Source organism: Streptomyces sp. NPDC044719 (assembly GCF_056433405.1).
In genome coordinates, this window is sequence record NZ_JBWKHE010000010.1 from 194,647 (window position 1) to 207,774 (window position 13,128).

The window sequence follows — 13,128 nt, forward strand, 5'->3', positions numbered from 1 at the left end:
TCACGCCCCTTACGGTTTCGTCAGCCCGAGCAGGCGGGCGGCGTTCTCCTTGAGGATCTTCGGCCGGACCTCGTCCTTGATCGTCAGCTTGCCGAAGTCGGCGAGCCAGCGGTCCGGGGTGAGGACGGGGAAGTCGGAGCCGAAGAGGACCTTGTCCTTCAGCAGCGTGTTCGCGTACTGCACGAGCTGCGGCGGGAAGTACTTCGGGGACCAGCCGGACAGGTCGATGTGCACGCCCGGCTTGTGCGTGGCGACGGCCAGGGCCTCGTCCTGCCAGGGGAATGACGGGTGCGCCAGGATGATCTTCAGCTGCGGGAAGTCGGCGGCCACGTCGTCCACGTGGAGGGGGTTGGAGTACTTGAGCCGGATGCCGCCTCCGCCGGGGACCCCGGCGCCGATGCCCGTCTGGCCGGTGTGGAAGAGGGCGATGGTGCCCGTCTCCTCGATCACCTCGTACAGGTCGTACGCCACCGACCGGTCGTTGGGGAAGAAGCCCTGGATGCTGGGGTGGAACTTGAAGCCCTTCACCCCGTACTCCTCGACCAGGCGGCGGGCCTGCTTGACGCCCGCCTTCCCCCGGAAGGGGTCGATGGAGGCGAAGGGGATGAGGACGTCGGCGTTGGCGGCGGCCGCCTCGGCGACCTCCTCGTTGGGGACGGGCGGGGTGCCGGTGGCGGACTCGGCGTCGACCGTGAAGATCACGGCGGCCATCTTCCGCTCGCGGTAGTACGCGGCGGTCTCCTCCAGGGTCGGCTTCCGCTTGCCCTCGACCTTGAAGTAGGCGGAGGAGGCGTCGTGCAGGTCGTCGTCCAGGGAGGAGTGGCCCTTGGAGGACACCTCGGCGTGGGTGTGGACGTCGATCGCGACGAGGTCGTCCGGGTTCATGGAGAGGTCCATCACGCCTCCGGGAACTTCGGCGCCGGGATGCCGACCGACTGGAGTTCGGCACCGACCGAGGTGGGCCAGGCGTCGGCCAGGGCACCGGGGGTCCAGCCGCCGTCGGCGTAGGCCGCCCTGATCTCCTGCGGATGCGACCAGAGTGCCACCTTGTCGCCGCCGATGCCGACGCACTGGCCGGTCACGCCGCGCGCCGCCTCGGAGGCGAGGAACGGGACGAGGGCCGCGCAGTCCTCCGGGGTGCCGAAGCCCTCGCCCTTGCGCAGGAAGTCCGGCAGCGGCTCGCCGCCCCGCATGGCCTCGATGTACGGGGCGAAGGCCGGGATCGTCTCGGTCATGGCGGTCGCGGCGACCGGCACGATCGCGTTGACGGTGATGTCGGCCCGGCCGAGTTCCATGGACCAGGTGCGGGTCATCGCCGCGATGCCGGCCTTGGCGGCGGCGTAGTTCGTCTGGCCGAAGTTGCCGCGCTGTCCGGCCGGGGAGCCGACCAGGATCAGTGAGCCGCCCTCGCCCTGCTCCCGCATCCGGACGGCGGCGGCGCGGGCGCAGGTGAAGGTGCCCTTGAGGTGCGTGGTGATCACCGCGTCGAAGTCCTCGTCGGTCATCTTCCACAGCACCTTGTCGCGCAGGATGCCCGCGTTGGTGACGAGGACGTCCAGCCGGCCGAACTCCTCGACCGCGCGGTTCACCAGCCGCTCAGCGGCCTCGGAGGTGCCGACCGGGACGACCTCGGCGACGGCCCTGCCGCCCGCTTCCGCGATGGACTTCACGGCGGCCTCGGCCACGGCCTCGTCCACGTCGTTGACCACCACGGACGCGCCGTGGGCGGCCAGGGCGTGGGCGTAGGCGAGGCCGAGGCCCCGGCCGCTTCCGGTGACGACGGCGACCTTGCCGGAGAGATCGATGCTGGGCACGGGTGGGTCCCTTCACGAGCTGATGCGGGTGGTGCGGCTGCCTGACGCGGGTGGTGCGCCTTCGAGATCGAAGCTAAGAGCAATAATTGTTGACGTCAATAGTTGTTGATGACCCACGGGTGCGAGATGCTGGAATCCCAGGAAGCACCGAGCACAGGGAGCCCGTCATCGCACGCCAGAACGTCACCCCGAAGCCCATCGACGCGCACGAGCCGTGGATGCGCGGGCTGCACGCCGACACGGGCTACCTGCTGTACCGCCTGGGCCTGCGCTCGGGGCAGCTCTTCAACGCCTGCCTCCAGGAGTCGGGCCTGCGCCTGCGCCACTACGCGGTGCTGCGCTTCCTCGCCACCACCGAGGGCACTCTCCAGCGCGAGCTGAGCACCCGGCTAGGCTACGACCCGAGCGCGATCGTCGGCCTGGTCGACGACCTGGAGAAGCAGGGCTTCGCCGAGCGCCGCCCCTCCCCCGACGACCGCCGCAGCCGGATCGTCGTGCTGACCGAGAGCGGCCGCGCGTTCCTGCGCGACACCGACGAGGCCGGACTGAGAGTGACCAACGAGCTGCTGGGCCCGCTGGAGGAGGCCGAGCGGGAGACGCTGCACGCGCTGCTGCTGCGGATCGCGGAGGACGGCCTGAACTGATGTTGTGCAAATGATTGACTGCTGCACGATGGATGCATAACTTCACGGGCTATCCGAGACCCGTCCCCAGGGAGCTCCCCGTGCAGCCATCCCCCTCAGCCGCTCAACCCGCCCCTGATTCAAGGCAGTTGCGCCGCGTGGCCATCTCCGGCCTGCTCGGCACGACCGTCGAGTTCTACGACTTCCTCGTCTACGGCACGGTCGCCGCGCTGGTCTTCGGCGACCTGTTCTTCCCTCAGGCAGACCCGGCCGTCGGCACCATCGCGGCGTTCGGGACCTTCGCCGCGGGCTATCTGGCCCGCCCGCTCGGCGGCATCGTCTTCGGCCACTTCGGCGACCGGATCGGGCGCAAGTCGATGATGCTGCTGACGATGGTCCTGATGGGCCTGGGCAGTTTCCTCATCGGCCTGCTGCCCACCTACGACGCGATCGGCGTCTGGGCTCCGATCCTGCTCGTCGCGCTGCGCGTCGTGCAGGGCATCGCGATCGGCGGCGAGTGGGGCGGCGCGATGCTGATGGTCGTCGAGCACGCCGAGCGCACGCAGGGCTCCCGGCGCGGCCTGTGGTCCAGCTTCACCCAGCTCGGCGCCCCGCTCGGCTCCGTGCTGTCGGCCGGTGTGGTCACCCTCGTCGCCGGCCTGCCCGACGACGACTTCCGCTCCTGGGGCTGGCGGGTGCCGTTCCTGCTGAGCATCGTGCTGCTGGCCGTCGGTCTTTTCGTGCGTCTCAAGGTCGCCGAGAGCCCGCTGTTCGCGCAGGCCAAGCGGGAGCCGGTGGACAAGCCCCCGATCGTGGAGCTGCTGCGCCGCCCGAAGCCCGTGCTGCTCGCCGCGTGCGTCGGCATCGGCGCGTTCACCACCCAGTCGCTGCTGACCAGTTTCATGATCTCCTACGCCGTCGACAACGGGTACACCCGGCCGCAGGTGCTGACCGCGGTGACCGTCGCCTCCTGCGTGGCCCTCGCCGTCCTGCCCGCCGCGTCCGCGCTGTCGGACCGGGTCGGCCGCCGGCCCGTCGTGCTCGCAGGCGCCATCGCCTCGGCCGCGCTCGCCTTCCCCGTGCTGGCCCTGGTCGACTCGGGCTCCCCCGGCCTGCTCATTCTCGCGCTCGCCCTCGGCCACGGTGTAGCCCAGTCCACCATGTACGGGCCGCTCGGGGCCCTGCTCACCGAGATGTTCGGCACCCGCGTCCGCTACACCGGCGCCTCCCTCGGCTACCAGGCGGCCACCCTGGTCGGCGCCGGATTCTCCCCGCTGATCGCCGGCAGCCTCCTCGCCTCGTACGGGGGTGGCAGCACGCCCGTCTCGCTGCTGCTGTGCGTCGGCGCCGCGATCACCGCCGTCACCGTGTGGCGGCTGCGCGAGACGCACACCGACGCCCTGGACTCCCCCGCCGCCACCCCCACTCTGGAAGGAACCCCGCGTTGAGGATCCGCCTCGCTTTACTGACCACCTGCCTGTCCCTGGCGACCGCCACCCTGCCCGCGCAGGCCGCCGACGCCACCGACAGTCACCTGGAGGGCAAACTCCCCTCCGGCGCCGCGTACGTGATGGACGTACCCGCGTCCTGGAACGGCACGGTGCTGCTGTACAGCCACGGCTACAGTCCGGCCGGAGCCCCCAACCCGGCGCAGAACACGCCGGGTTCGGCGGCGCGGGACAAGCTGCTGGCCGAGGGCTACGCCCTGATCGGCTCCTCGTACGCGACCAACGGCTGGGCGATCACCGAGGCGGTGCCCGACCAGCTCGCCACGCTGGACCTCTTCACCGAGAGGTTCGGGGCGGCCCGGCGGACGCTCGCCTGGGGCACCTCGTACGGCGGCTTCGTCACCACCATGCTCGCCGAGCGGCACGCCGACCGCTTCGACGGCTCACTGTCGATGTGCGGGCTGGTGCAGGGCGGCGTCGCCAACTGGAACAGCACCCTGGACCCGGTGTTCGCGCTGCGCACGCTGCTCGCCCCGGGCTCCGGCATCCGGCTGGCGGGGTTCACGGACCAGGCGGAGGCGGTCGCCGCCGCGAAGTCGCTCACCACGAAGGTGGACGCCGCCCAGCAGACCCCGCAGGGCCGGGCACGCATCGCCCTCGCGGCGGCTCTGCACAACATCCCCGGCTACAACGACGCCTCGCAGCAGAAGCCGGGCCCCACGGACTGGGGCACCCAGCAGTCCAACCAGTTCACCGCCGTCCGGGGGCTTCTCCAGAGGCCCGCCTTCAGCTGGCGGCAGGAGGCCGAGAGCCGGGCGGGCGGCAACCCGTCCTGGAACACCGGCGTCGACTACACCGCCATGCTCGCCCGGTCCCCGCTGTACAAAGAGGTGACCGAGCTCTACAAGGAGGCGGGACTGTCCTTGCGTACCGACCTCTCGGCCCTCGGCCGGGCGCCCCGGATCTCCGCCGACCCCTCGGCCGTGAAGTGGATGCGGGACACCAGCGTGCTCTCCGGCCGGCTCACCGACCCCCAGCTCAACATCCACACGACGGGTGACGCGCTGATCCCGGTGCAGGCCGAGAGCGCCTACCGTCGGGCGGCCACGGCCGGCGGCTCCGCGGGGCTGCTGCGCCAGGCGTACGTCGACGGCCCCGGCCACTGCACCTTCACCACCGGCGAGACACTGGCCGCCCTGGACACCCTGGAAGACCGCCTGGACACGGGCCGCTGGGACGTGTCGCCCGGCACGCTCAACTCCCGTGCGGGGCAGGAGGACCCGACGACCACGGCCCGCTACGTTCCCTACCGCCCGGCCTCCTACCCCCGCCCCCACGACCTCGCCCACCCGGGAGACATCCGGCCATGACCGGCCCCACCGCGCCCGACCGGCTGCTGTCCGTGCTCGCGGCCTTCGACCACGAGCACCCGGCGCTGTCCCTGACGGACATCAGCCGGCGGGCCGGGCTGACCCTGACCACCACCCACCGGCTGGTGGGCGCGCTCACCGAGTGGGGCGCCCTGGAGCGGGACGGGTCCGGCGTCTACCACGTCGGGCTCCGGCTGTGGGAACTCGCCGCGCTGGCGCCGCGCGGCCTGGCCCTGCGGCAGATCGCGCTGCCGTATCTGGAGGACCTGTACGAGGCCACGCACGAGAACGTGCAACTGGCCGTGCGGGACGGGTCCGACGTCGTCTACATCGAGTGGCTCTCGGGCCGCTCGGCCGTCGGCGTGCACATACGCGTCGGCGCCCGCTGGCCGCTGCACGCCACCGGCGTCGGGCTCGCCCTGCTCGCCCACGGCGCCCCGGAGCTCCAGAAGGAGTACTGCGCGGGCGAACTCGCGTCCTTCACGCCGTACACGATCACCGAACCGGCGCGGCTACGGCGGGAACTGGCCGAAGTGCGCCGCACCGGTGTCGCGGTGAGTGACCGTCAGATCACGGAGGACGCCCTGTCGGTGGCCGCTCCGGTACGGGCGGCGGACGGTACGGTGACCGCCGCCGTCTCCATCGTGGTACCGCAGGCCGACGCCCAGGTGCCCGTGCTGGCCCCCGCGGTGCGGGTGGCGGCGCGAGGGATCTCACGGGCCCTGGGGTGGCAGCCGGAGCGAGCCAGGGGCGGCGGGCTCCGCGATGACGGAGAAAGCACTCGTGAGAGTGAACTTCCGTCCGATCAGAGGCGATCGACCGCATAGTGAGGTGACAGGGAGGAGCGGATCGGGACGCGACCAGTGCCCCGCCCTCCCGACCGGGGGGTCACCATGGAGCCGCTCTTCCGCCTTGCCCTGCTGCGACCCGCGATCGCACAGGACCCCGACGACTCCGGCATCGAACTGGCCCAGCAGACGGACTTCCAGCGGGCGCTGACCGCCGCGGCCGGCGCGGCGGACCCACGGACCGAACTGCGGCGCGTGGTCGGCGAGTACGTCGCCGGACCGCTGTTCGTCGGAAAGCCCGAGCAGGCCCCGCTGGCCCGGGAGACGGCGAGGTTCGTGGCCGCGCTGGACCGGCTGCCCGCCCTGGCGGGGGCCCCGGCCGAGGCTCGTCCGGGAGCCGCCCCGCATCCCCCGCCGCCGCTGCGGGACACGGTGATCGCCGCCGTCCGGGACGCGTTCGGCGCGGCCCCGGCCGATGTCGTGCAGGGCACGCCGTACAAGGACGCGGTGGCCCGGCTCCGCGACAGCGTACTGGCCGTCAAGTACCTGCCCGCCGAGCACACCAGGCCCTTGGAGGAGCTGGTCCGCCGGCTGCGCCACCTGGAGATCGTCGCTCGCCTCGTGACGCACACCGCCTTCCCGGCCACCCCGCGGGACCTGCGGCGCGCTCGCAGGCGCCCCCTGCGGCTGCCGGGTGCCACGGGACTCGAACCCGCGCTGTCCACCGTCGAGGCCGAGCGCCGGCGTCGGGAGAAGGAGGCCGAGGCGGCCGGGCAGCGGCGGCAGCGCGCCGAGCGACTGCTCACCGTCTTCCGGCAGTTGCGCACCGCCATCGGTGAACTCACCGGTCTGGGCGGCGAGCACTTCAGCATCTCCCCGCAGAACCGGTCGGAGCAGGTGCTGCCGCCGGCCGAGTACACCCCGCCCGCCGAACTGGCCCGCCAGATCACCTTCCACAGCCTCCTCTCGGAGGCCAACCTGCGGGCCCTGGCCGGAGGCACCAGCACGGGCGGAGGCACGGGCGGCGGTACCGGCGGTGGCGGCATCGCGGAAGCGGCGGCTGAGGAACCCGCCCCGAACCCCCCGGAGCCCACCGCCGTGGCCGGAGCCGCCCAGCTCGCCGGGCAGGTCTTCGGCGCAAGGCCCGACCTCCTCGCCGGCACCCCCGGTTTCGTCCCGCCCCAGCTGAAGGACCTCGGTTTCCGGCTCGAGCCGACAGCGGTGCAGCAGCTGTCGGAGGCGACCCGGGCCCTGCTGACGGCACGCGGCATCGACGTCACGGCCCAGCCGCTGGACCGTGTCGTCGCCCTCCTCCAGAGCGAGGCCGACCGGACGGCGGCAGAGCTGGAGAAACTGTTCGGCAGGCCGGCCAAGCGCAGCGTGCGGCGACTCGGGGACACGCTGGTCATGACCTCCACTCCGGTGCCGTCCGTCTGGAACGCGATCAGCATCGGGGACCTTGATCCGATCGAGCAGATCCCCCTGGAGGCCGACCCCATCCCGACCACGCGGGGCAGCGTGAAGCCGTCCGGCGTCGCCGACCTGCTCGTGGTCCGCCAGCAGCTGATCGGCTACGAGGGCGCCGACGTCGCCCACATCGAGAACGTCCTCAAGGGCGAGACCAAGCTGCGCGAGCACATCCGGCGCGAGGAGACCGAGCAGACCACCGTGACCGAGACGGAGACGATCACCTCCGAGGAACGCGAGCTGGAGTCGACCGACCGGTTCGAGATGACCAGGGAGGCCAGTGCCGTCATCAAGGAGGACGCGGCGCTGAAGGCAGGCCTGACCGTCACCGGCAAATACGGCCCCACGGTGGAGTTCTCGGCCTCCGCCGAGGGCTCCGTCTCCCGTTCGAAGGAGGAGGCGACCAAGTCGGCGTCCACCTTCTCCCAGGACGTCACCCAGCGCAGCGCGTCCAAGATCTCCGAGCGGGTGCTCCAGCGCACGACCCTGCGGATCACCACCGAGGTCACCGAGAAGAACACCCACACACTCGACAACAGCCCCGGCATCGACCACATCTCCGGCGTCTACCAGTGGGTCAACAAGGTCTACCGGGCGCAGATGTACAACTACGGGCTGCGCACCATGTTCGACTTCATGATCCCGGAGCCCGCCGCGTTCCTCATCCACACCCTGCAGTCGGCCCACGCCGGAGCCGTCCAGGTGGACAAGCCGCCGCCGTTCACGCTCCAGGCCAACAAGATCGACGAGACCAACTACCACTACTGGGTGCAGGTGTACCAGGCCACGGATGTCGCGCCGCCACCAGAGATGTACCTGACCAAGTCCTTCGACTTCAAGGCGGGCGGCGGGGACAGCAAGACCAACTACAACCACTCCGGCCAGGTCACCCTCGACGAGGGCTACCAGGCGTTCCAGGCATCCGTGGCCCGCCTCTGCAACATCTGGGAGGGTCAGCACTCCCTCGACGTCGCCGTGGGCCGCCGGACCCATCGGTTCGGCCCCGACGACAACTGGGTGTGGATCACCATGCTGGACGAGGAGCAGAGTTCGATCCCGGTGGCCGTGGACAGCTTCCGTCTCTCCCAGGTGGCCGTCGCGATCGAGATCAAGTGCCGGCGCACCGAGCGCGCGATGGAGAAGTGGCGGGCGGAGACCCACGCCAAGCTGACCACCGCCTACCGGGCCCGGCTGGCGGAGTACGAGGAGAAGGTCGCCGCGCTGACCTTCGACGCGGGAGTGGCCATCGAAGGCCGCAACCCGCCGGCCAACCAGGAGCTGATCGCCCACGAACTGCGCAAGAGCTGCGTCAGCATCCTGACCGAGCAGCACTTCGACCTCTTCGACGCGATGAAGGGTGAGCCCGGCGAGATCCCGCGGTTCGACATCGACGAGGCCGCGGCCGAAGGCGCCTACGTCCGCTTCTTCGAGCAGGCCTTCGAGTGGGAGCATCTGACGTGGGTCGCGTACCCGTACTTCTGGGGCCGCAAGAGCGAATGGGACGAGCGCCTCGCCTACGACGACCCCGACCCCCTGTTCAACCAGTTCCTCAAGGCCGGCTACTGCCGGGTCACGGTCCCCGCGCGCCTCGGCTTCGAAGGCGCCATCGACCACTTCACGCAGTTCGGCGAACTGTGGGACGGCGGCCCTCTCCCCACCGTCTCCAGCCCCCTCTACCTGCCGATCGCCGACGAGATCGCAGAGCGCCTCGACCGCCCCGGCGACGAGATCCCCCAGGGCGACCCGTGGACGGTGCGCATCCCCACCAACCTGGTCCGGCTGCGCGAGGACGACCGGTTGCCCCGCTGGGTGCAGAACGCCCAGGGCGAGTGGGTCGAGGACTGATCCGGTGAAGCGCTTCGTTCTGGTGGCGGGCTATGGGAAGCCGCCCCATGATCTGCCGTTCCGGGCCTATTGCGAGAACCGGGTCCGACAGCATGTGGCGGCCAACAAGGCCATGGAGGAACTGGTCTTCCAGATCTTCGACGTGGGGAGCGGGGAGGTCGTCGTCCGGACGTTCACCTATCCGGCGGGCCGGCGGACCGAGTCGGTCGCCACGGCCCGCCCCTTCCACCGCGTCACCCCCGCCCACTACGACGGCAACGCCTTCAAGGACGGAGTGCGCGGCGTGATGTCGGTTCTGAACATCTACGCGGCGGTGCGGACCATCGGTGCGACCGCACCCGGCACCCTGATGGAACTCAGTTTCTTCTCCCACGGCTACGACGGCCCGGTCCTGGTCAACAGCTTCGACTACCGGCAGACCACCGACATGCTCCGCGATCCCGGCGACATGGATCCGCGCCCGAAGGACTTCCACACCGCGAACATGCCGCCCGCGGACCTCTCCGCCTTCCAGGCCGCCTACCACCCCGACGGCATCAACTGGAGCTGGGGATGCCACTTCCAGAAGCCCTACCACCGCATCCTGACCAAGCTGGAACTCCATCCCGACTACCGGTCCTCGGGTCTTCCCGACAGCAGGGTCCTGGTCTTCCGGAACTTCGACTCCGAAGACGCTTCCCTGCTCGGGGACCACCTGGGCAGGACCTTTCCGGACCACCGGAAGGTGGAGGTGACCTTCGGCGAGATGAAGTGGTTCTTCCGCAGGCACATCCTGGCCGGCTACTGCCACACCCTCGCGGTCAACTCCGAGCGGAAGACCTACGGCGGACTCCTCGGCACCTACGCCGAACGCGACACCACCGGCCCTCGCCCGCTCATGCACGTCAACAGGGGCTTCGGCAGGCATCTGGCCTTCTACAGGAACTACTTCGGCTTCGCCCTCGACCCCGAGCGCCGGTGGTACGGCCTCTACGACCCGGCTTTCACCTGATCCCCCGCACGAGGCAACCATCGCCGGCCCTCGCGAGCCGGACTGCGCGGAATGCACGCGCAGTATCCTGCTGCTGTTCCTCGACGACGTGCCGCGCCACCGCCCGACCCGCCCTCGGTGAAACGCGGCGCCACCTCAGCCGTCTCCCTCATCTGTCGCCGTAGCGGCCCCCGTTCAAGCTGTGCACTCATCGACCGGCCCGTACTTTTCCCGGCTTTACCTCTTGACGACCCGGGGGACGTGGAGCACATTGGCGGCACTTTGAGAGCGCTCTCACCCCTCCACTCGAGAGGCATCCCCCCATGAGCGATACCTCCCGCACCTCCCACAGACGCCGCCCCCTGCGGCGGGCGTTCGCAGCCGTCGTCAGCACGCTCGGTCTGGCGGCAGCCGCCACCACGGCCGCCGCGCCCGCGGCGAACGCCTCCGCTCCGCCGCCCCCGTCGGGCTGGACGCAGCTGTTCGTGGACGACTTCAACGGCGCCGCGGGCAGCGGCGTCAACACGTCCAACTGGCAGTACGCCACCGGCAAGGGCTACCCGGGCGGCCCCGCCAACTGGGGCACCGGCGAGATCGAGACGATGACGAGCAGCCCGGACAACGTCTCGCTCGACGGCAACGGCAACCTCCGCATCACCCCCCGGCGGGACGCCGCGGGCAACTGGACCTCCGGCCGCGTCGAGACCAACCGCACCGACTTCCAGCCCCCGGCCGGCGGCAAGCTGCGCGTCGAGTCGCGCATCCAGGTGCCGAACGTCACCGGCGCCGCGGCGAAGGGTTACTGGCCCGCCTTCTGGATGCTGGGCGCTCCCTACCGCGGCAACTACTGGAACTGGCCGGCCGTCGGCGAGCTGGACATCATGGAGAACACCCAGGGCATGAACACGGTGTTCGCGACCATGCACTGCGGCACCTCGCCGGGCGGCCCCTGCAACGAGACCAGCGGTATCGGCAGTTCGACCACCTGCCAGGGCACCAGCTGTCAGGCCGGCTTCCACACCTACCGGATGGAGTGGGACCGCTCGACGAGCGTCGAGGAGATCCGCTTCTACCTCGACGGCACCAACTTCCACACCGTGCGCGCCAATCAGGTCGACGCGACGACCTGGCGGAACGCCACCGACCACGGTTTCTTCGTCATCCTGAACGTCGCGATGGGCGGCGGCTTCCCGGACGCGTTCGGGGGTGGCCCGGACGCCGGGACGCAGCCGGGCCACGCGATGGTCGTCGACTACGTCCAGGTGCTGTCGTCGGGCGGGGGCACCACTCCCCCGCCGACCGGCGACCGCGACGCCTACTCCGCTATCCAGGCCGAGTCCTACGACGGCCAGTCCGGGGTGAGCACCGAGACGACGACCGACTCCGGCGGCGGCCAGAACGTCGGCTCGCTGGCGGGCGGCGACTGGCTGCACTTCAAGGGCGTGAACTTCGGCTCCACTGCTGCCCGGCAGTTCAGCGCCCGGGTCGCGAGCGGTGCGGCGGGCGGCGTCAGCGGGCTGGTCGAGGTGCGGCTGGACAGCCGTGGCAACGCACCCGTCGGAAGTTTCGCGGTGGGCAGCACCGGGGGCTGGCAGTCGTGGCGGACGATTCCGGCGAACATCAGCTCCGTGACGGGCACGCACGATGTGTATCTGACCTTCACCAGCGGTCAGCCGCAGGACTTCGTGAACGTCAACTGGTTCACCTTCGGACGCTGACCACGCCCGCAAAAGGGGCCCCGCGCGCGTGGGGCCCCTTTCCGCTGCCCTCAGCGCAGGTCCACCCGGAACGCGGCCGGGGTCTGGTCCGTGTGCTGGTGGAAGAACTTGGAGAAGTTCGCGGCGTCGGGGAAGCCGACCGCCGCGCCGACCCGGCCGATCGGCAGGTCGGTGTGGGCGAGGAGCCGTTTGGCCTCGAGGACCACGCGCTTGTCGATGAAGGCCTTGGGGGTGTCTCCGGTGGCGGCGCGGACCGCGCGGACCAGGGTGCGGCGGGAGTAGCCGAGGGCGTCGGCGTAGGCGCTGACACTGTGGTTGGTGGCGAAGTCCCGCTCCACGGCGTCCCGGAAGAGGGTGAAGGTGGAGTCCGACTGCCGGCGTACCGACTCCGCCGAACTCGCCGCGAGATGGGCGAGCCGCAGCAGAAACGCCGTCAGCGAGTGGCGCAGGACGGCGGTGTGCAGGCTGAGCGGCAGCGTGGCCGTGTCCTCGTACTCGCGCCGCAGGTGTTCGAGCGCGGCGCGCAGACCGGCGAGCTCGGCCGGGCCGGGACGCAGCAGCGGCGGCAGGTCGTAGCGGTACAGGCCGGTGGCCTCCACGGTCGCGCGGGGCAGGAAGCCGGGCTGCATGGTCAGCACCGTTCCGCGGTACTCGCTCGTCCGCGAGAAGCGGTGGACCTGCCCCGGGCGGATCCACAGCAGGTCCCCGGCCCCGGCCTCGTGCTCGGTGAAGTCGACCATGTGCCGGACCGGACCCTCGGCGAACAGCATCACGACATGGAAGTCGATGCGGTGCACACGCTCCAGCGGCGCGTCGGCGTGCCAGGTGCGGCCGGTGCCCATCGGGCCGACCTGCATGCCGACACCGCCGACGCTCAGCTCGACCGGAAAGGGGAACGTTCTGATCCCGTCGCCGCCTGGGATGGTTCTGTCCGCAATGTCCACCAAGTACCCCTCGTACCGCCCCGTTCGCGCCCCGCGCCGCATCCGGGTGTCCCACTTTCACCACACCCTGGCACACGGCGACCTTCCGCCGAAAAAGTCAGACTTTTAATTTTGAACACGTCAGACCAGCCACTTCGCTCC

General features: G+C 70.7%; 10 protein-coding genes. 7 read left to right on the forward strand and 3 right to left on the reverse strand.

Annotation, left to right across the window (positions count from 1 at the left end; genetic code table 11):
- Positions 1-9: 9 nt before the first annotated feature.
- Together AC07DF_RS35180 and AC07DF_RS35185 are read right to left on the reverse strand one after the other, a co-directional pair.
- Entirely contained in the window at positions 10-885 is an 876-nt protein-coding gene (locus tag AC07DF_RS35180) for an amidohydrolase family protein (protein WP_478980781.1), read from the reverse strand.
- 11 nt (positions 886-896) lie between these two features.
- Positions 897-1,814, reverse strand: a complete 918-nt coding sequence (locus AC07DF_RS35185) for an SDR family NAD(P)-dependent oxidoreductase (RefSeq protein ID WP_478980567.1) — start codon at positions 1,812-1,814, stop codon at positions 897-899.
- Positions 1,815-2,032: 218 nt separating this feature from the next.
- Here AC07DF_RS35185 and AC07DF_RS35190 point away from each other — a divergent pair, with 218 nt between their 5' ends.
- The 7 genes from AC07DF_RS35190 (at position 2,033) to AC07DF_RS35220 (ending at position 12,043) form a co-directional block, all read left to right on the forward strand.
- Positions 2,033-2,458, forward strand: coding sequence for a MarR family winged helix-turn-helix transcriptional regulator (locus AC07DF_RS35190; RefSeq protein ID WP_193477522.1), 426 nt, complete (start codon positions 2,033-2,035; stop codon positions 2,456-2,458).
- A gap of 137 nt (positions 2,459-2,595) precedes the next feature.
- On the forward strand, positions 2,596-3,885 hold the full coding sequence (locus tag AC07DF_RS35195; protein WP_478980570.1) for an MFS transporter: 1,290 nt from the start codon (positions 2,596-2,598) through the stop codon (positions 3,883-3,885).
- Positions 3,882-5,255 (forward strand): alpha/beta hydrolase family protein, encoded by a 1,374-nt coding sequence (locus tag AC07DF_RS35200; protein WP_478980572.1) that lies wholly within the window; start codon positions 3,882-3,884, stop codon positions 5,253-5,255. The genes AC07DF_RS35195 and AC07DF_RS35200 overlap by 4 nt, the downstream gene beginning before the upstream one ends.
- Entirely contained in the window at positions 5,252-6,082 is an 831-nt protein-coding gene (locus AC07DF_RS35205) for an IclR family transcriptional regulator (protein WP_478980574.1), read from the forward strand. Before AC07DF_RS35200 ends, AC07DF_RS35205 begins: the two co-directional genes overlap by 4 nt.
- Before the next feature lie 66 nt (positions 6,083-6,148).
- Positions 6,149-9,355: a hypothetical protein gene (locus tag AC07DF_RS35210; protein WP_478980576.1), complete on the forward strand. Its 3,207-nt coding sequence runs from the start codon at positions 6,149-6,151 to the stop codon at positions 9,353-9,355.
- Between the two features lie 4 nt (positions 9,356-9,359).
- On the forward strand, positions 9,360-10,346 hold the full coding sequence (locus AC07DF_RS35215) for a hypothetical protein (protein WP_478980578.1): 987 nt from the start codon (positions 9,360-9,362) through the stop codon (positions 10,344-10,346).
- Between the two features lie 302 nt (positions 10,347-10,648).
- On the forward strand, positions 10,649-12,043 hold the full coding sequence (locus AC07DF_RS35220; protein WP_478980580.1) for a glycoside hydrolase family 16 protein: 1,395 nt from the start codon (positions 10,649-10,651) through the stop codon (positions 12,041-12,043).
- 50 nt (positions 12,044-12,093) lie between these two features.
- Here AC07DF_RS35220 and AC07DF_RS35225 read toward each other — a convergent pair whose 3' ends face one another.
- Positions 12,094-12,981: a helix-turn-helix domain-containing protein gene (locus AC07DF_RS35225; RefSeq protein WP_478980784.1), complete on the reverse strand. Its 888-nt coding sequence runs from the start codon at positions 12,979-12,981 to the stop codon at positions 12,094-12,096.
- Between the last annotated feature and the right edge of the window lie 147 nt (positions 12,982-13,128).